This window comes from Streptomyces sp. NPDC045955, from assembly GCF_056430805.1.
The window spans coordinates 173,724-193,067 of record NZ_JBWKKY010000011.1 but is presented as its reverse complement, the minus strand read 5'-3'; the positions used below and the strand labels follow the sequence as shown (position 1 = coordinate 193,067).

Below are 19,344 nucleotides of genomic sequence, written 5' to 3'. Positions count from 1 at the left end.
ACCTCCACGATTGGCCTGGCCCATGACCGACACCGTTCCCACGGCCCCACCGCCGACCACCCAAGTCACCCTCGCCGACGGCCGGGTGGAGATCGCCCCGGGCGCCCCCGCACCGACCGGCCCCTACGCCAACGAGGACCTGCTGCCGGTCCCCGTCGAGAAGCGCACCTGGACCACGTACAACTTCTCCGCGCTGTGGGTCGGCATGGCCCACAACACGGCCTCCTGGACCCTGGCCTCCGGACTCATCGCCGTCGGCATGGACTGGAAGCAGGCGGTGTTCACCATCGCCCTGGCCAATGTGATCGTGCTGATACCGATGCTGCTCACCGGGCACGCCGGACCCAAGTACGGCATACCCTTCCCGGTCTTCGCCCGGGCCTCCTTCGGCATCCGAGGGGCCAACCTGCCCGCCGTCGTACGGGCGCTGGTGGCCTGCGGCTGGTTCGGCATCCAGACCTGGATCGGCGGCGAGGCCATCTACTTCCTGGCCGGCAAGCTCGTCGGCAGCGGCTGGACGGACGCGGCGAAGGTCGGCGGCTACGCCTGGACCATGTGGCTGTCGTTCGCGATCTTCTGGGCGCTCCAGGTGGTCATCATCTACCGGGGCATGGAGACCATCCGCCGCTTCGAGAACTGGGCGGCGCCCTTCGTGCTCGTCGGCGCGTTCGTGATGCTGTGGTGGATGAGCGACAAGGCGGGCGGCTTCGGCCCGCTGTTCGACCAGCCCTCGAAGCTCGGCTGGGGCCCGGACTTCTGGAAGCTGTTCGCACCCGCCCTGATGGGCATGATCGGCTTCTGGTCCACGCTGTCGCTGAACATCCCCGACTTCACCCGCTACGGCAAGAGCCAGAAGGCGCAGACCTGGGGGCAGGCCCTCGGTCTGCCGACGACGATGACGCTGTTCGCGTTCCTCTCCGTGATGGTCACCTCGGGCTCGCAGGCCGTCTACGGCGAGGCGATCTGGGACCCGGTACAGCTCGCGGCCAAGACCGACAACACGGTGGGCCTGCTGTTCGCCCTCGTCACCGTCCTGGTGGCGACGCTGTCCGTCAACGTCGCGGCCAACCTGGTCTCACCCGCGTTCGACTTCTCCAACATCGCGCCACGGAAGATCAGTTTCCGGGCGGGCGCGCTCGCCACCTGCGTCCTCGGCGTGCTGATCTTCCCGTGGAAGCTGTACTCCGACCCGCAGGGCTACATCTTCACCTGGCTCGGCCTGGTCGGCGGCCTGCTCGGCACCGTGGCGGGCATCCTCATCGCCGACTACTGGCTCCTGCGCCGCGCCCGGCTCGACCTGGCCGACCTGTACCGCACGGGCGGCCGCTACTGGTACGAGGGCGGCTGGAACTGGCGGGCCGTCGTCGCCTTCGCGGTCGGCGGCGTCCTCGCCGTCGGCGGCGCCAGCTTCAAGCCGCTGATCGACGGCCGCCCCATCCCGGCCCTGGCCGATCTGGCCGACTACGGCTGGGCGGTGGGCCTGGGCACGTCGATGCTGCTGTACCTGCTGCTGATGGCGGCACGGGGCCGGGACCGGACCATCGTCTGAGCGCGGTAGCGGACGCTGGAGGACGGTCAGCTCCTGCCGGCCTCCAGCGCGGCCACGGCTTCCTTCGCGGCCTTGATGGCGCCCTTGTTGATCGTGTCCGTGCTCGGCGCCTTCTTCGACTCGAAGTCGCTGCCGTTGTACGTGATGACCACCAGCGCGTTGGACGCGCGGACGAACACCTGGCCCTCGCGGGTCTGCTGCTTGTCCTCGGTGGTGAGGTTGACGATGGAGTACGCGGTGTCACCGAGACCGGGGACGGCGCCTCCGCCGCTGTTCTCCTCGGTGCGCCCCTTGTAGGCCTTCTCCGCCGCCTCGTCCGACTCCATCACCTCGAAGGACACGTCGAGCCAGCGGTAGTCGTACCCCTTGAGCGCGTTCCAGGAGCAGGTGCGGCGCACCTCCGAGTCCGTGGACGGGATCTCCTTCCCGGCCGTCTTGGCACCCGGCACCAGCGACTCGACCGTCTTCTTGGCGACGCTCTCGCACGGCGCCGGCGCGGCCGAGTAGGTCTTCGGCACCGTCGACGTCGACGGGGCGGACGCGGACTGGGTCTCGGTCTTCTCGTCGGCCGGCTTGTGCTCGGCGGCCTGCGGCGCGGCGAGCGGACCGGACGACAGCGCCCAGCCCGCCGCGGCGAGCACGGCCACCGGCGACAGGCGTGCGGTCAGGGCCAGGGGCAGAGGTAGGGAACGCACGGCGCCCTTCTCGTGGGGGACGGCGGACGGGACGACAGTTTCACATGACTCCCTGTGACGCGGAAGTGCGAACTCGCTCCGTGCCTGCGCGGTGACGGTGACTCACTGTCGACGGTTGGGATTTCGGCCGGTTCGGTGATGAGTGCGCGGTTTTCGCCGGTTGGGGTTCCTGACGGCGCCCATCGTGATCGATAGCCTGCTGGGCCGGCCCCGGATCACACAGCGAGGTGAAAGACCGCATGTTCACCACCCGCCCCACCCTCCAGGGCACCTTCGGCATGGTGTCCTCCACGCACTGGCTCGCCTCGCAGTCGGCCATGGCCGTCCTGGAGGACGGTGGCAACGCCTACGACGCGGCCGTGGCGGGGGCGTTCGTGCTGCATGTCGTCGAGCCGCACCTCAACGGCCCGGCGGGCGAGGTGCCGATCCTGCTCGCACCGGCCGGCGGCGAGGTGCGGGTGCTGTGCGGGCAGGGCGTCGCACCGGCCGGGGCGACGGTCGCTCACTACCGGGGCCTCGGCCTGGACCTCGTCCCCGGCACCGGCCCGCTCGCCGCCGCCGTGCCGGGCGCGTTCGACGCCTGGATGCTGCTGCTGCGCGACCACGGCACCAAGTCCCTCGCCGACGTCCTGAAGTACGCCATCGGATACGCCGAGCACGGGCACCCGCCCGTGGAACGCGTCGGTGAGACCGTCGAGACCGTACGCGAGCTGTTCGAGACGGAATGGACCTCGTCGGCGGATGTCTACCTGCCCGGCGGCAAGGCCCCGCGTCCCGGCGAGCTCTTCGCCAACCCCGCGCTCGCCGCCACCTGGAAGCGCCTGCTCGCCGAGACCGCGGGGGCGGGGGACCGGGAGGCCCGGATCGAGGCCGCGCGGGAGGTGTGGCGCCGCGGGTTCATAGCCGAGGCCCTGGTACGGCAGGCCGGGCAGCCCACCCTCGACACCAGCGGCGAACGCCACACCGGCACCCTCACGGCCGCCGACCTCGCCGGCTGGTCCGCGACCTACGAGACACCGGTGTCGTACGACTGGAACGGCTGGACCGTGTGCAAACCGGGCCCCTGGAGCCAGGGCCCGGTCCTCCTCCAGCAGCTCGCCCTGCTCCCTCCCGAGCTGCCCCGCCACGGCTCCGCCGACTACGTCCACCTGCTGGTCGAGAACTGCAAACTCGCCATGGCCGACCGGGAGGCCTGGTACGGGGACGCCGCCGACGTGCCGCTCGACGAGCTGCTGTCCGACCCGTACAACACCGGCCGCCGCGCTCTCGTCGGCGAACGGGCCAGTCTCGACCTGCGGCCCGGCAGCCCAGGCGGACGCACCCCGCGGCTGTGCGCGCACGCGCGCGTGGCGGCCACCGCCCCTGAGCGCTTCGACGCCTTGGGCGTAGGTGAGCCGACGGTCGCCAAGAGCCCCACGTCCCCCGTGCCCGGCGAACCGGAGGTCGGCGACGACGGGACCACCCGCGGCGACACCTGCCACCTCGATGTCGCCGACCGCTGGGGCAACATGGTCTCGGCCACGCCCAGCGGCGGCTGGCTCCAGTCCAACCCCGTCGTGCCCGAACTCGGCTTCCCGCTCGGCACCCGGCTCCAGATGACCTGGCTGGAGGAGGGCCTGCCCAACTCCCTCACCCCCGGCCGCCGCCCCCGCACCACGCTGACGCCCTCGATCGCCCTGCGCGCGGGCGTGCCCGTCATGGCGTTCGGCACACCGGGCGGGGACCAGCAGGACCAGTGGCAGCTGCACTTCTTCCTGGCGGTCGCGCTGCGCGCCGAGGTGCGCGGCGGCCTGGACCTCCAAGGCGCGATCGACGCCCCGAACTGGCACAACGACAGCTTCCCGGGATCCTTCTACCCGCGCGGCATGCGCCCGGGGAGCGTCACCGTCGAGTCGCGCACGGACCCGGCCGTCGTCGAGGAGCTGCGGCGGCGCGGCCACCAGGTGACCGTGGGCGGGCCCTGGTCGGAGGGCCGGCTCTGCGCGGTCGCGCGGGACCCGGACACGGGCGTCCTGTCGGCGGCGGCGAACCCGCGCGGCATGCAGGGCTACGCGGTCGGGCGGTGAACCCGCTGAGCCCCCTGGCCGGGGATCCCGCCCGGCCCCGTCGCTGTTCATCGTGAAGCCACCCGGAGTGCACCGGGCAGGTGGGGAATGTCAGTGCCGCGTGTTGTGATGGAGGGGTGATCGACAGCACCGAAACCATCGAAGAGTTTCTCGCACAGCACGCTTCCGACGTCGAGGAGGCGATCCGCAGCGCGGCCGCCGCCGAGATCATGCCGCGCTGGCGCCGCCTCGCCGCACACGAGGTCGACCAGAAGGCCGGCCCGCACGACCTGGTCACGGACGCCGACCGCAAGGCCGAGCTGTACCTGACCGAGGCGCTGGGCGCCCTGCTGCCCGGCTCGGTCGTGGTCGGCGAGGAGGCGGTCCACGCCAACCCGGCGTCCTACGCGGCCATACGCGGCGACGCACCCGTGTGGATCGTCGACCCGGTCGACGGGACCCGGCAGTTCGTGCGCGGCGAACCGGCCTTCTGCACCCTGGTCGCGCTGGCGCACGGCGGCACCCTGCTCGCCTCCTGGACCTACGCCGCCGCCCGCGACCAGCTCGCCACCGCCCAGCGGGGCAAGGGCGCCTACCTCGGGGGAGAGCGGCTGTTCGCCGGTGTGCCCGAGCCCGGCCGGGACCTCCGCGTGGCCACCTCCCACCCGGACTACACGACGGACGAACAAAAGCGCGCCCTGCTCGGCCTGCGCACCGAGGGTGTGGCACCGCGCGCGTGCGGCTCGGCCGGACTGGAGTACCTCGCCATCGCGCGGGGCGAGTCCGACGCGGTGGCCTTCTCCTGGGAGGCCGCGTGGGATCACGCGGCCGGTCTGCTCATGGTCGAGGAGGCGGGCGGCGCCCACCTGACCCGCTCGGGCGAGCCGTTCCGCATCACGGGCGGCAACGACCTCCCCTTCACCGCGGCCCGCGACGCGGCCACGGCCCGCCGGGTGGCGGCGCTGCTGGCGAGCGGAGACTGAATGTCACGGACCGTACGCGCTCCGTCGCCCCAGGAACGCTCCGGGGGTCGTTTCCGTGCGATTCCCCCCGCAGCCGGTGACTGTCAGTCCCCGGGCCTATCCTGATCCTCAGTGGCCGTCGGCTGACGAAGGGGTCCGAAGGTGCCGTCGATGCTCGATGCCGTCGTAGTGGGTGCGGGGCCGAACGGACTGACCGCGGCCGTGGAGCTGGCCCGCCGGGGATTCTCCGTCGCCGTGTTCGAGGCCAGGGGCACCGTGGGCGGCGGTGCCCGCACAGAGGAGCTCACCCTGCCGGGCTTCCGGCACGACCCGTGCTCCGCGGCGCACCCGCTCGCCGTCAACTCACCCGCGTTCCGCGCCCTGCCGCTCCAGCGCTACGGCCTGGAGTGGCTGCACGCCGAGCTCCCCATGGCACACCCCTTCCCGGACGGCTCGGCGGCCGTGCTGGCCCGGTCGGTGGGCGAGACGGCCGCCTCCTTCGGGCCGCGCGACGCCGGGACGTACCGCAGGCTCGTCGAGCCCTTCCTGCCCAAGTGGGACGTGCTGGCCCGCGACTTCATGTCCCTGCCGCTCACGGCACTGCCCCGCGACCCGGTCACCCTCGCCCGCTTCGGCCTCGTCGGTCTGCCCCCGTCGACCCTGCTGACGCGCCGCTTCCGTGACGAACCGGCCAGGACGCTGTTCGCCGGGCTCGTCGCGCATGTCATGGCGCCGCTCGGCGGCTTCGCCACCAGCGCCATCGGCCTGGTCTTCGCCCTGGCGGCACACGCCCGCGGCTGGCCCCTCGCCCGCGGCGGCTCCCAGGCCATCTCCGACGCCCTCGCCGCCTACCTGCGCGACCTCGGCGGCAGCGTCCACACCGACTACGAGGTCAAGCGCCTCGACGACCTGCCGCCGGCCCGCGCGTACGTCTTCGACACCTCGCCCACCGCCCTGGCCCGCATCGCCGGCTTCGGCAACCACTACGCGGACTACCGCTACGGACCGGGCGTCTTCAAGATCGACTACGCGCTGGACGGCCCCGTGCCCTGGACCGCGAAGGAGGCCCGCGTCGCCGGCACGGTGCAGATCGGCGCGGACCGCGCGGAGATCGGCGCGGCCCTGCGCGCGGCCTCCCGCGAGGGCCGGGCCCCCGACAAGCCGTTCCTGATCACGGTCCAGCCGAGCGTCGTCGACCCCAGCCGGGCCCCGGCGGGCAAGCACGTCTTCTGGGCCTACGGCCACGTCCCGCACGGCTGGACCGGTGACCTCACCGACGCCGTCGAACGCCAACTGGAGCGGTTCGCCCCGGGGTTCCGCGACCGCGTCCTGGCCCGCGCGACGGCCGGCCCGCCCGAACTCGCCGCCCGCAACGCCAACTACGTCGGCGGCGACATCGCCTCCGGCGCGGTCTCCGGCCTGCAGGTCCTGCTGCGCCCGAAACCGACCCTGTTCCCGTACCGCACGCCGCACCCGGCCGTCTTCATCTGCTCGTCGGCGACCCCGCCGGGCCCCGGTGTGCACGGCATGTCGGGGCACAACGCGGCGAAGGCCGTCTGGAAGCGACTGAGGCAGCCATGACCACCATCGAACTGGTCCAGGGCGACATCACCCGCGAGAGCGTGGACGCCATCGTCAACGCGGCCAACTCCTCGCTGCTGGGCGGGGGAGGGGTCGACGGAGCGATCCACCGGCGCGGCGGCCCCGCGATCCTGGAAGAGTGCCGCAAGCTCCGCGCCTCCCGGTACGGCAAGGGCCTGCCCACCGGCCAGGCGGTCGCCACCACCGCCGGCGACCTGGACGCCCGCTGGGTGATCCACACGGTCGGCCCGGTCTTCAGCGCCACCGAGGACCGCTCCGCCCTCCTCGCCTCCTGCTACCGCGAGTCCCTCCGCGTCGCCGACGATCTCGGCGCCCGCACGATCGCGTTCCCGGCCGTCTCCACGGGCGTCTACGGCTGGCCGATGGACGACGGCGCGCGCATCGCGGTGGAGACCGTACGGGCAGCGGACACGGCGGTCGAGGAGGTCAGGTTCGTGCTCTTCGACGAGCAGGCGTACGAGGTGTTCGCCGGCCGGCTCCGCTGAGACGGCCCGGCCGGGCCGTCTCAGACCGGCTCGGGCTCGAATGCTGCAGCAGGTTACGGCCGGGCTGTACCACGCCGTAGCTGTTCTCCGGTACCGCGTTCCAGACGCCGGGCAGATCACCGAGCGGCTCCGAGACGACCAGCCGGGTCTCCTCGGAGATGTGCTGCAGGAACGCGAGATCGGGGTGGAGGGCCCGGACGTCCTCCACCTGGCTGCTGTACGACCGAGAGTCCCCCGCGCTGGTACAGGACGTCGTCCAGCAGCACGGGAGTGCCCGAGTAGGCCAGCCAGCGGCACATGGTCGCCCCCTCCGTCCGAGCCGCCTCGGCCCTGCCGTGCGGCTCCGCAGGTGTCGGTACGGATACGTCTCGCGCGCCGGGGCCGCGGCGCGTGCTCTCAGACAACCCCGCCACCGGTGACCCCCGCATCGCCCGCCACGGGTGGTTGCCGGGGGAGCGGCAGGGCCCGGGCCGGTGTGCGTGGGTGAGTGAACACCGAGACCCTGGGGAAACGAGTGCTGCTCATGATCCGGCGCGCGGCACGCAGCGGGAGCCCCATGCCCGCGACCGCGGAGAGTGGCGCGGAGCCGGCGTCCACCATCGTCAGAGGGGTCATGAGCGCCTGGTCGAGAGGCCACGGGCCCGGCGCCCGGCCTCGTCCGCGCCGCGCGCTCAGGAACGGGCGCGGACCAGCAGCAGCGCGACGTCGTCGTCGGGCTCCGGGCTCAGCGCGCCCAGGAGGCTGTCACTGGCCCGTTGCAGGCTGGGCCCCGCGTTCTCCAGGAGGCGGGTCAGCAGGGTGAGGCCGGTGTCGATCGCCTCCCCGCGGTTCTCGACCAGCCCGTCGGTGTACAGGGCGAGCAGGGAGCCCGGTGCGAACTCCAGTTCCACGGTGCCGAACTCCACGCCGCCCACCCCCAGCGGCACCCCGCCGGGCACGTCGACGAGCTTCGCGCTGCCGTCCGCCCCGGCGAGTACCGGCGGCAGATGACCGGCGCTGGACAGTGAGCAGACGCCGGCCCGCAGGTCGCACACCGCGTACACGCACGTGGCGATCGCGTCGCCGAGCGAACCGGCGATGTCGTCGAGGTGCCGCAGCAGTTCGGCGGGCGGCAGGTCGAGCCGTGCCAGTGCCCGCGTCGCCGTGCTCAGCTGCCCCATGATCGCCGCGGCCTGGACGCCCTTGCCCATGACGTCGCCCACCACGAGCCCGGTGCGTCCCGGGCCCAGCGGCAGCACGTCGTACCAGTCGCCACCGACCTCGCTGAGCGCCGGGCGGTAGCGGGCGGCGATGTCGAGCCCCTCCTGCTCGGCGGGCGTGGCCGGGAGCAGACTGCGCTGGAGCGTCAGGGCGGTGCCCCGTTCCCGCCCGTAGAGGCGGGCGTTGTCGATGCAGATCGCCGCGCGCGCGGCGAGCTCCGAGGCGAGCGCCTGATCCCGGTCGTCGAACGGGCGTTCGTCGATCGTGCGGTACAGGGTGAGAGTGCCGAGCACCTTGCCCCGGGCCACCAGCGGCACGGCCAGGTAGGAGTGCGCGCCCGCCTCGTGCAGGGTCCGGGCGGCCCGCGCGTCCCGGGCGATGCGCCGCATCATCTTCGGGTCCACGCGCTCGACCAGGACCGGGCGGGCCCTGTGGACGCACTGTGTGATGATCCGTGACGAGGCGTAGGTGGCCAGTTCGCCGACCGGGTCGGCGGCGTGGATGGCGTCGGTCGAATAACCCGCCGCGACGGCCAGCGCCCGGAACTCCGCGGGCGCTCCGCCCGACACCGGCACGATGGTGCCGCGGGCCACGACCGACTCCAGGACGTCCACGGCGGCCAAGTCCGCGAGGTGCGACACCACCACGTCGGCCAGCTCCCGGGCGGTCTGCTGAAGGTCCAGCGTGGTGCCGATCCGCACCCCGGCTTCGGCGATCACCGACAGGTGCTGGCGTGCCTGCGCGACCTCGGCCGCGGCCTGCTGCCGTTCGGTCACGTCCAGCACGGCCATCGCGAGCCCGAGGACCCGGCCATCGCTGTCCTCGATGCGGTGGTACGACTCCGAGTAGGCGCGGTCCTGTTCGTCCGCCGCCGTACGGCCGATGGTCTGCTGGTCGAGCAGGGGCCTGCCGGTCTTGAGGACGTGCCGCATCCGGGCCTCGATCGCCTCGACGTCCAGGCCCGGCAGCACCTCGCCGAGCCGCCGGCCCAGCAAGGCCTCCTCGGGCACCCCGTTGATCCGCTCCAGCGCGGGGTTGACCCCGACCCAGCGCAGGTCGTTGTCGAAGACGGCGATGCCGAGCGGGGTCTGGTTGACGAGGCTGTGCGAGAGGGCGAGGTCCCGCTCCACCTTCCGTACGGTCGTCGCGTCCGTGGCGAGTCCCAGCAGGTGGGGCCTGCCCTCGCTGTCGAGGAGCCGCATCGTGCGGAACTCCACGGCGCGTTCCGTGCCGTCGCGGTGGCGCAGCGGGAAGACGCCGGCCCAGCGGTCCCCAGCTCTGACCTGGGCGAACAGCTCCCTGCCCCGGGCGCGGTTCTCGGGCGCGATCAGGAGCGTGTCGGCGCGCCGCCGCAGGGCCTCGTCGGCCGTGTAGCCGAGCAGTTGCTCGATCTCGGGGCTCCACAGGGCGATGTGCCCGCCGTCGTCCAGGACCACGGCCGCGACCTTCAGCAGGTCCAGCAGCCCACCGGGCGCGGCCGTGACGGCGTCCCGGTCCGAGGGCGCATACCCGTTCATGCGAGCCGCTCCTTCCGGCGCGGCAAAAGGTCCGGCCAAGATCCGTTGCGCAGCTGTCCGATGAGGTCACATTACGGTCGGTAGAGCGACACTGTCGCGCCGAAATGACAAATCATCACCGGTCGATGCACAGAGGAAGAGGGAGCGGAATCTTGGCTGACTGGATATTGCGGGAGAGCCTGGCCACCACGTCGGGGACCGTGCGCTGGGACCGGTTCGGGGAGCCCGGCGGCGAGCCGGTCGTGCTGCTGCACGGGACGCCCTTCTCCTCCTACGTGTGGCACGAGATCGCTCCGGCGCTCGCCGCCGGCGGACACCTCGTGCACGTGTGGGACATGGCGGGTTACGGCACCTCCGACATGCGCCCGGACCAGGACGTCTCGCTGGGGGCCCAGGGCCGGATCTTCACCGAGCTGCTCGCGCACTGGGGGCTTGAGGAGCCGTCCGTCGTCGCGCACGACTTCGGCGGGTGCGTGGCACTGCGCGCCCATCTGCTGCACGGGGCCCGCTACCGGCGGCTCGCGCTGGTCGACCCGGTGGCCCTGAAGCCCTGGGGTTCTCCCTTCTTCCGGCTGGTCGGGGAGCACAGCCGCGTCTTCGAGCAGTTGCCGCCGGCGCTGCACGAGGCTCTGGTGCGCGAGTACGTCACGTCCGCGAGCCACCTCGGCCTGCGGCCCGCCGCGCTGGACGCGCTCGTGCGGCCCTGGACGGGGGAGCGGGGCCAGGCCGCCTTCTACCGCCAGATCGCGCAGGCCGACCAGCGCTACACCGACGACATCCAGCCGCTGTATCCCACGCTCGACCTGCCGGTGACGGTCTGCTGGGGCACCGAGGACACCTGGATCCCCTTCGCCAAGGGCCAGGAGCTGGCCGCCCTGATCCCGGGTGCGCGGCTGGTGCCCGTCCCGGAGTCCGGCCACCTCGTCCCGCTGGACGCCCCCGCCCGGCTGACGAACGAGGTGCTCACCTTCCTCGGGAGCTGACGGGGCCCGATGGGGCCTGAAGGGGCGTGAAGGCGCCTGGCGAGCCAGAACCATCAGGACCGCACAAAGTCCGACGGGGTCATTGCTTCGATTGTGTTCGAGTCCTAGGGTGTGCCTGCTCAGCAGTTGCTCCGTCACCGTCCGTTGCAGAAGTCCCAACAGAAACACCCAGCAAGGGAGTTGGGGATCGCAACGGACGTGCCCTCAGTCCGTGCAGCACCCTGTCGAACCGAGGAAGGCCACGGTCATGCCGCACCCGCTTCCGTCCCCCGCCGACCGGCCCGTCGTCAGCCGTCGCCGCCTGCTCGAAGGGGGCGCCGCCATGCTCGGCGCGCTCGCCCTGTCCGCGTCGCCCGCCGTCGCGCACGCGGCCGGCCGGCGCCCGGCGGCGGACGGCCCGCCGGAGTGGAACGACGGCCTGGCCGTGTACCGCATGGGCACCGAGCCGCCGCACACCACGCTCATGCCGTACGCGGACGTCGAGCAGGCGCTGGACGGCGACCGCACCCGCTCGCCGTACCGGCTCAGCCTCGACGGCAAGTGGAAGTTCGCCTACGCCGACCGGCCCGACGACCGGGACACCGACTTCTACCGCACCGACGTCGACGACTCCGGCTGGGACACCATCCCCGTGCCCTCCGCCTGGCAGCTGCACGGCTACGACTTCCCCATCTACGTCAACATCACCTATCCCTGGTGGGGACCCAACGGCGGCGGCGAGGAGGCCCAGCCGCCCACCGCCCCGACCCGCTACAACCCCGTCGGCCAGTACCGCCGTACGTTCACCGTCCCCCGGAACTGGTCGGGCCGGCGCACCTTCCTGCACTTCGAGGGCGTCAAGTCCGCCCACTACGTGTGGATCAACGGCGAGCTGGTGGGCTACCACGAGGACTCCTACACCTCCGCCGAGTACGACATCACCCGCCACCTCAAGCCGGGCACCAACCAGATCGCCGTCGAGGTATACCGCTACTCGGACGCGGAGTGGATGGAGGACCAGGACATGATCCGGCTGAGCGGCATCTTCCGCTCGGTCCACCTGTACTCCACCCCGAACGTGCACCTGCGCGACTTCAAGCTGGACACCCCGCTCGGCGACGACTACACCTCCGCCGAACTCAAGGTCACCGCGCACGTCCGCGACTACGGCGGCAAGGGCGCGGGCCGCTACACGGTCGAGACCCAGCTCTACGACGCGCGCGGCCACGCCGTCTGGCCGCGGCCCCTGAACCAGCCGGTCGACGTCCCCGAAGGCGACGAGGCCACCGCCGAGGCGTCCAGAGCCGTCCCCTCGCCGAAGCTCTGGTCCGCCGAGCACCCGAACCTCTACACCGCGGTGCTCCGGCTGCGCGACCCCTCCGGCAAGGTGGTCGAGACCCTCTCGCACCGGGTCGGCTTCCGCGAGTTCGCGCTCAAGGACGGCCTGATGCGCATCAACGGCAAGCCGGTCTCCTTCCGCGGCACCAACCGGCACGAGATGCACCCCGAAACCGGCTCCGCGCTCACCCGGGCGCAGATGATCGAGGACATCGAGATCATCAAGCGGCTCAACATCAACAGCGTCCGCACCTCGCACTACCCCAACAACCCGCTGTGGCTGGAACTCGCCGACGAGTACGGCCTGTACCTCGTGGGCGAGACCAACCTCGAAACCCACGGCATCCGCGACAGGTTCCCGGGCAGCGGCCATCCCGAGTGGACCGAGGCGTGCGTGGTCCGCGCCCAGAACATGGTCCACCGCGACAAGAACCACGCCTCGGTGGTCATCTGGTCCCTCGGCAACGAGGCGGGCGGCGGCACCACCTTCAACGCCATGCACGACTGGATCCGCTCCTACGACCCCACCCGCGTCATCCAGTACGAGGGCGACGACCGCCCGGGCATCAGCGACATCCGCTCCGAGATGTACGACAGCCCGCAGCGGGTCGAGCAGCGCGCCAAGGACACCAGCGACACCCGCCCGTACGTGATGATCGAGTACTCGCACGGGATGGGGAACTCCAACGGCAACTTCAAGAAGTACTGGGACATCGTCCGCCGCTACGACGTCCTCCAGGGCGGCTGGATCTGGGACTTCGTCGACCAGGCCCTGAGCTGGCCGGCCCCCACCCGCAAGCTGCTGACCGAGTCCGGCCCGGGCGCGCTGCGCGGCGAGATCATGGCCCCCGCGGGCACCTTCGACCGCTCCAAGGGCGTCTTTGGCGGCACCGTCTTCCCGCGCGACCCCGGCCTGGACCTCACCGGCTCCCTCACGCTGGAGGCCTGGGTCACCCCGGGCGTGCCCTACGGCCACCAGCCCATCCTCGCCAAGGGCGACACCCAGTACGCCCTCAAACAGACCGACAAGAACCTGGAGTTCTTCATCCACGGCGGCGGTCAGTGGGTCACCGCGAGCTGGGCGCTGCCCGACGGCTGGACGGGCAGGGAGCACCACGTCGCCGGTGTCTTCGACGCCGACGCGGGGACGCTCACCCTGTACGTCGACGGCCAGGTGCGCGGCACCCGCACCACCACCCGGCGCCCCACCGACAACACCGCGTCCCTGGCGCTCGCCACCGACGTCGACAACCCGACCCGGGAGTTCAGCGGCACCATCCGGCGGGCCTGCGTCTACGCCCGCGCGCTCAGCGCCACCGAACTGGCCTCCGACAGCCGCGGTCCGGACGACGAGGGCGTGCGCTTCTGGTTCGACGCCGCCACCGTCGGCTTCGCCGAGCAGCGCCCGCGCGACAGGACGTTCTACGCCTACGGCGGCGACTGGGGTGACAACCCCAACGACGGCGCCTTCGCCGGTGACGGCATCATCACCGCCGACCGCGGCCTCACGGGCAAGTCCGCCGAGGTCAAGCAGATCTACCAGGCGATCAACGCCGCCCCGGCCTCCGGCGGTCCCGGCGCCGTCACCCTCACCAACGAGTACCTCTTCACCGACCTCCGCGAGTTCGACGGCCGTTGGTCCCTCATCGCCGACGGCAAAGTCGTCCAGCGCGGCCGGCTGACCCGCGACCAGCTGAGCCTCGCGCCGCTGACCAGCAAGGACATCAAGGTGCCGGTGCGGCTGCCGGCGAAGCCCGAACCGGGCACGGAGTACTTCCTCCAGCTCTCCTTCACCACCAAGGAGTCCACCAAGTGGGCGAAGGCCGGCTTCGAGGTGGCCAAGCAGCAGCTCGCCCTCGACACGGACAGCCCGGCCGTGACGCCCCTGCCCCTGCGCAGCGTCCCCGCCCTGCGGTACACCGACCGGGACGAGGCCGTCACCATCAAGGGCAAGGGCTTCTCGGTCACCGTCGACAAGAGCACCGGCACCATCACGTCGTACGAGACGGGCGGCACCCGGCTCATCACCTCCGGCCCCGTCCCCAACTTCTGGCGGGCGCCCACCGACAACGACCGGGGCAACGGCCACCACACCCGCAACCAGACGTGGCGGGACGCGGGAGCCAAGCGGAAGGTGGCGGACGTACGGGTCCGGCCGCTGGACGACCGGGCCGTCGAGATCAGGTGCACCGGCACGCTGCCCACCAGCACGCAGTCCACGTACAGCACCACGTACACGGTCTTCGGCAACGGCGAGATCAAGGTCGACAACACCCTGCACCCGGGAGCGTCGAACCTGCCCTACATCCCCGAGGTCGGCACCCTGCTGTTCCTGCCCCGCCGCCTGCACCGGCTGCACTACTACGGCCGGGGCCCGGAGGAGAACATGTGGGACCGCAACAACGCCACCGACGTGGGCCTGCACTCCGGCACCGTCTCCGACCAGTGGACCTCCTACCTGCGCCCCCAGGAGAACGGCAACAAGACCGACGTCCGCTGGGCCGCGCTGACGGACGGCAGCGGACGCGGACTGCTCGTCTGCGGTGAGCCGCTGCTGGAGATCAACGCCTCGCACTTCACCCCCGAGGACCTGTCGGTCGGCGCCCGCCACGACTACCAGCTCGACCCCAGGGACGCGGTGGTCCTCCGGGTCAACCACCGTCAGATGGGCGTGGGCGGTGACAACAGCTGGGGCGCCCACACCCACGACGAGTTCAAGCTCCTCGCCAAGCGCGACTACGCCTACACCTACCGGCTGCGTCCGCTGACGCGCGTGAGCGAGGCGATGGCGGCCTCGCGACGGCCGACGGCCACCGAATAGCGCCGAACGGCGGGACGGCGGCGCCACCTCACGCGGGGGGCGCCGCCTCAGTCGGCGGCGTCGCTGATGCCCAGGCGCAGATGCTCCACGTGGTAGACGGCCTGGTCGAGCAGCTCGGCGACATGGTGGTCGTGCAGCGCGTAGACGACGGAACGGCCCTGCCGCTCGCCGACGACCAGGCCCAGATTGCGCAGCAGCCGCAGCTGGTGCGAGCAGGCCGACTGCTCCATGCCCACCTCGGCGGCCAACTCGGTGGCCGGCAGCGGGCCTTCCCGCAGCCGCGCCAGAATCAGCAGCCGGGAGGGTGTGGACAGGGCCTGGAGCGTGGTGGCGACCTTCGCGACGTTGTCCGCGTCCAGGCGTACGCGCTCGGTGGCGTCCTGTGCGGGGATGACGGCTCCATGACCCATGACGTCATCGTACCGGTCGCCCACAAACACATGAATGGATATTCATCCGTACTGGCTCCCGTGGCCTTCGCGGGGCGCCGCCCGGGCACGTCGATGTCGGATTCTCGCCAGCCTCGTCCCGTCCGGTGCCGGATGCTGGACGCATGCACATGGGGATGCACACCGACACCGAGCGCTGCGTGCGCGCCGTCCAGTCCAAGGACGCCCGGTTCGACGGATGGTTCTTCACGGCCGTCCTGACGACCGGCATCTACTGCCGTCCCAGCTGCCCGGTCGTGCCGCCCAAGCCGCAGAACATGGTCTTCCACCCGAGCGCGGCGGCCTGCCAGCAGGCCGGTTTCCGGGCCTGCAAGCGCTGCCGGCCCGACACCAGCCCCGGTTCCCCGGAGTGGAACCAGCGCGCCGACCTCGTGGCCCGCGCCATGCGGCTGATCGCCGACGGTGTCGTGGACCGCGAGGGCGTGCGCGGCCTCGCCGCCCGGCTCGGCTACAGCGCCCGGCAGGTCGAGCGCCAGCTGCTCGCCGAACTGGGCGCGGGCCCCCTCGCGCTCGCCCGCGCCCAGCGCGCCCAGACCGCCCGGCTCCTCATCGAGACGACGGCCCTGCCGATGGCCCGGATCGCCTTCGCCGCCGGCTTCGCCTCGATCCGCACCTTCAACGACACCGTCCGCGAGGTCTTCGCCCTCTCCCCGAGCGAGCTGCGCGCCCGCGCCCCGAGGCGGCAGGGCGCGAGCACGCCCGGCGCGCTGTCACTGCGGCTGCCGTTCCGGTCCCCGCTCAACCCCGACAACCTCTTCGGCCACCTCGCCGCGACGGCCGTACCCGGGGTGGAGGAGTGGCGCGACGGCTCCTACCGGCGCACGCTCCGGCTGCCCTACGGCCACGGCATCGTGTCCCTGACCCCCACCCCGGACCACATCGCCTGCCGCCTCACCCTCAGCGACCTGCGCGATCTGACCGTCGCGATCAGCCGCTGCCGCCGTCTGCTCGACCTGGACGCCGACCCGGTCGCGATCGACGACCAGCTGCGCACCGACCCGGTCCTGGCGCCGCTGGTCGACAAGGCGCCCGGCCGGAGAGTCCCGCGCACGGTGGACGAGGCGGAGTTCGCCGTCCGGGCCGTGCTCGGCCAGCAGGTCTCCACCGCCGCCGCCCGCACCCACGCGGCCCGCCTGGTCACCGCGCACGGCGAACCGGTCGACGACCCCGAGGGCGGCCTCACCCACCTCTTCCCGGCCCCCGAGGCCCTCGCCGCGCTGGACCCGGAGACACTGGCGATGCCCCGCACGCGCCGCACGACCTTCACCACCCTGGTCCGCCGGCTCGCCGACGGCGACCTCCACCTGGGCGTGGAGAGCGACTGGCCGCAGGCCCGCGCCCAGCTCCTCGCCCTGCCCGGATTCGGCCCCTGGACGGCCGACGTCATCGCCATGCGCGCCCTCGGCGACCCCGACGCCTTCCTCCCCACCGACCTCGGCATCCGCCGCGCCGCCCAGGAGGTCGGCCTGCCCTCCACGCCCGCCGCGCTCACCGCCCGCGCGGCGGCCTGGCGCCCCTGGCGGGCCTACGCCGTCCAGTACCTCTGGGCGACCGACAGCCACCCGATCAACTTCCTACCGGTATAGGGACGTTCCATGAAGCACCACACCGTGAGCGAGAGCCCCTACGGCCCCCTCACCCTCGTCGCCGACGACGGCGTCCTGTGCGGCGTCTACATGACCGGCCAGCGCCACCGCCCGCCGGAGGAGACCTTCGGCACCCGCGACGACACCTTGTTCGCGCAGGCGGAGGAGGAACTGAAGGCCTACTTCGCGGGTGAGCTCAAGGAGTTCACCGTCGAACTCCGCCTGACCGGCACCCCGTTCCAGTGCCGCGTCTGGGACCGACTGCGCCGCATCCCCTACGGCGAGACCCGCACCTACGGCCAACTCGCCGAAGCCCTCGGCACCCCCACGGCCTCCCGCGCGGTCGGCCTCGCCAACGGCCGCAACCCCATCGGCATCATCGTCCCCTGCCACCGTGTGATCGGCGCGAACGGCGGCCTCACGGGATACGGGGGCGGGCTGGAACGCAAGCAGCGCCTGCTGGACTTCGAGCGGGGTGCCGCGCTCTTCTAGCACCCGGCCTCTACCAGGCGTTCCGGGCCGGGCTCAAGGCGGCGTACGGCAGGAACCCCACCCAGGGTCTGCCGGGGGTCGGGCCGCTCAAGCACACATCGCGGGGCGACTCGGCGACGAGGACGCGGCGGCGACCGCCCTGGCCCGGGCCGCCGCGCTCGACCTCACCGAAGCCGAACGCGACCAAGGCCGCGACGCGCTCACGCGCCTGGCGGATCTGCTGGCCGCGCCTCGGCCGTGAGGCCGCGCAACAGCTCTGGCAACGCCGTGCCGATGGGCTCACGGACGATCTCGTCGGCGCGGTCGTCGTACGGCGTCGGCTCGGCGTTGACGATGATGAGGCGGGCGCCGTGGTCGGCGGCCACACCGGCGAGGCCGGCCGCGGGCTGGACCTGGAGGCTCGTACCGACGGCGACGAACACCTGGCAGGCCTTGCTGATGGCGGCCGCCTCGCCGAGGACGACGGGGTCGAGCCGCTCGCCGAACATCACCGTCGCCGACTTCAGGACGCCGCCGCACTCCAGGCACGGCGGGTCGTCCTCACCGGCCTCGACCCGTGCGAGCGCGTCCTCCATCGAGCCGCGGGCGTGGCAGCCGGTGCAGACGACACTCCGGGCCGTGCCGTGCAGTTCGAGGACCTTGCGGTCGGGCATCCCGGCGAGCTGGTGCAGCCCGTCCACGTTCTGCGTGATCACCCGGACGGGCACCCCGGACCGCTCCAGTTCGGCCACCGCCCGGTGCGCGGCGTTGGGTTCCGCCTGAAGGGCCCGGTTCTCGCGCCGCATCCGCCAGGAGCGGCGGCGGATCTCCGGGTCGCCCATGTAGTACTCGTACGTGACGAGCCTCTCGGCCTCCGGATCCCGCCGCCAGAGCCCGTTCGGCCCGCGGTAGTCCGGGATCCCGGAGTCCGTGCTGATACCGGCACCGGTGAGGAGCGCGACGAGGGGTTTGGCCATGTCACCGAGGGTAGGCCGGGCCGTACGACAGCGGCGAGCGGTTATCGAACGGGGCGCCCTCGGGTGACCGGGCGGAGCCGGTCAGGACACCCGGTGCCCGTTCTCCAGCTCCGCCGTGCCCGAGCCCTCCGCCAGGACGTCCAGGGCGGCCAGGACACGGCGGCCGAGGGCGCCCGGCAGATACTCGGTCAGCTCCTCGCGCGGAACCAGCCGCCAGGACAGCAGTTCCTCCTCCTGGAGGCGGATCGCCTTGAACTCGTCCTCGCCGAGCACCCCGCCGTCGTACAGATAGGCCACCAGCGGCGGACGCCCCGCGCCGTGCACCCAGTCCACCGCCAGCAGCCGGCCGAGCTCCCGGTCCAGCCCGATCTCCTCCGCCGTCTCGCGCCGCGCGCCCTGCCGCGGCGTCTCGCCGTCGTCGGACTCGATCGTGCCGCCGGGCAGCGCCCAGCCCTCCCGGTAGTTGGGCTCGACGAGCAGCACCCGGCCCTCGCCGTCCCGGAACAGCGCGGCGGCGCCGGCCAGGACGCGGGGCAGGGACGCGATGTAGGCGGCGAAGTCAGAAGAGGTGGTCATTGGGGCAGGGTAACCACCCGATGACGGCTCAGCCGCAGGGGAAGAGTAGCTGGACTTGCAGTTGACGTAGAGGCTGCCGGAGGACGAGCCCGTCTTACGGACATGTACT

At 72.3% G+C, this 19,344-nt stretch carries 14 protein-coding genes and 1 pseudogene; 9 read left to right on the top strand and 6 right to left on the bottom strand.

The window, feature by feature from the left end:
* Nucleotides 1-22 precede the first annotated feature (22 nt).
* Nucleotides 23-1,549 (top strand): NCS1 family nucleobase:cation symporter-1, encoded by a 1,527-nt coding sequence (locus AC07F0_RS23855; RefSeq protein WP_478981676.1) that lies wholly within the window; start codon nucleotides 23-25, stop codon nucleotides 1,547-1,549.
* Nucleotides 1,550-1,575: 26 nt separating this feature from the next.
* Here AC07F0_RS23855 and AC07F0_RS23850 read toward each other — a convergent pair whose 3' ends face one another.
* A complete protein-coding gene (locus AC07F0_RS23850; protein ID WP_478981674.1) occupies nucleotides 1,576-2,244 on the bottom strand; it encodes a hypothetical protein in 669 nt (222 codons plus the stop codon).
* Nucleotides 2,245-2,483: 239 nt separating this feature from the next.
* Between AC07F0_RS23850 and AC07F0_RS23845 the strand changes: the two genes are divergently transcribed.
* The 4 genes from AC07F0_RS23845 to AC07F0_RS23830 all read left to right on the top strand — a co-directional run bounded on the left by AC07F0_RS23845 (nucleotide 2,484) and on the right by AC07F0_RS23830 (nucleotide 7,338).
* Nucleotides 2,484-4,310: a gamma-glutamyltransferase family protein gene (locus AC07F0_RS23845; protein WP_478981672.1), complete on the top strand. Its 1,827-nt coding sequence runs from the start codon at nucleotides 2,484-2,486 to the stop codon at nucleotides 4,308-4,310.
* A gap of 116 nt (nucleotides 4,311-4,426) precedes the next feature.
* Nucleotides 4,427-5,272, top strand: coding sequence for an inositol monophosphatase family protein (locus AC07F0_RS23840; protein WP_478981671.1), 846 nt, complete (start codon nucleotides 4,427-4,429; stop codon nucleotides 5,270-5,272).
* Nucleotides 5,273-5,422: 150 nt separating this feature from the next.
* Nucleotides 5,423-6,832: a phytoene desaturase family protein gene (locus AC07F0_RS23835; RefSeq protein ID WP_478981669.1), complete on the top strand. Its 1,410-nt coding sequence runs from the start codon at nucleotides 5,423-5,425 to the stop codon at nucleotides 6,830-6,832.
* Nucleotides 6,829-7,338, top strand: a complete 510-nt coding sequence (locus AC07F0_RS23830) for an O-acetyl-ADP-ribose deacetylase (RefSeq protein ID WP_478981667.1) — start codon at nucleotides 6,829-6,831, stop codon at nucleotides 7,336-7,338. The genes AC07F0_RS23835 and AC07F0_RS23830 overlap by 4 nt, the downstream gene beginning before the upstream one ends.
* Before the next feature lie 46 nt (nucleotides 7,339-7,384).
* Here AC07F0_RS23830 and AC07F0_RS23825 read toward each other — a convergent pair.
* A pseudogene (locus AC07F0_RS23825) lies at nucleotides 7,385-7,573 on the bottom strand (class II glutamine amidotransferase); the annotation flags it as partial.
* Between the two features lie 436 nt (nucleotides 7,574-8,009).
* Nucleotides 8,010-10,055 carry a SpoIIE family protein phosphatase gene (locus AC07F0_RS23820; protein WP_478981665.1) on the bottom strand — a complete coding sequence of 682 codons (2,046 nt, stop codon included), beginning with the start codon at nucleotides 10,053-10,055 and terminating at the stop codon, nucleotides 8,010-8,012.
* A gap of 152 nt (nucleotides 10,056-10,207) precedes the next feature.
* Between AC07F0_RS23820 and AC07F0_RS23815 the strand changes: the two genes are divergently transcribed.
* Together AC07F0_RS23815 and AC07F0_RS23810 are read left to right on the top strand one after the other, a co-directional pair.
* Nucleotides 10,208-11,038 carry an alpha/beta fold hydrolase gene (locus tag AC07F0_RS23815; RefSeq protein ID WP_478981663.1) on the top strand — a complete coding sequence of 277 codons (831 nt, stop codon included), beginning with the start codon at nucleotides 10,208-10,210 and terminating at the stop codon, nucleotides 11,036-11,038.
* A 247-nt stretch (nucleotides 11,039-11,285) separates the two neighbouring features.
* Complete coding sequence (locus tag AC07F0_RS23810) at nucleotides 11,286-15,176, top strand: glycoside hydrolase family 2 TIM barrel-domain containing protein (RefSeq protein ID WP_478981661.1); 3,891 nt, start codon at nucleotides 11,286-11,288, stop codon at nucleotides 15,174-15,176.
* Nucleotides 15,177-15,223: 47 nt separating this feature from the next.
* Here AC07F0_RS23810 and AC07F0_RS23805 read toward each other — a convergent pair whose 3' ends face one another.
* Nucleotides 15,224-15,586: an ArsR/SmtB family transcription factor gene (locus tag AC07F0_RS23805; protein WP_020274584.1), complete on the bottom strand. Its 363-nt coding sequence runs from the start codon at nucleotides 15,584-15,586 to the stop codon at nucleotides 15,224-15,226.
* 155 nt (nucleotides 15,587-15,741) lie between these two features.
* Between AC07F0_RS23805 and AC07F0_RS23800 the strand changes: the two genes are divergently transcribed.
* Complete coding sequence (locus AC07F0_RS23800; protein ID WP_478981867.1) at nucleotides 15,742-17,211, top strand: AlkA N-terminal domain-containing protein; 1,470 nt, start codon at nucleotides 15,742-15,744, stop codon at nucleotides 17,209-17,211.
* A 9-nt stretch (nucleotides 17,212-17,220) separates the two neighbouring features.
* Entirely contained in the window at nucleotides 17,221-17,703 is a 483-nt protein-coding gene (locus AC07F0_RS23795; RefSeq protein WP_478981659.1) for a methylated-DNA--[protein]-cysteine S-methyltransferase, read from the top strand.
* Between the two features lie 200 nt (nucleotides 17,704-17,903).
* On the opposite strand, the gene AC07F0_RS23790 is transcribed toward AC07F0_RS23795, so the two are convergent.
* On the bottom strand, nucleotides 17,904-18,659 hold the full coding sequence (locus tag AC07F0_RS23790; protein ID WP_478981657.1) for an SIR2 family NAD-dependent protein deacylase: 756 nt from the start codon (nucleotides 18,657-18,659) through the stop codon (nucleotides 17,904-17,906).
* 81 nt (nucleotides 18,660-18,740) lie between these two features.
* On the bottom strand, nucleotides 18,741-19,235 hold the full coding sequence (locus AC07F0_RS23785; protein WP_436726977.1) for an NUDIX domain-containing protein: 495 nt from the start codon (nucleotides 19,233-19,235) through the stop codon (nucleotides 18,741-18,743).
* Between the last annotated feature and the right edge of the window lie 109 nt (nucleotides 19,236-19,344).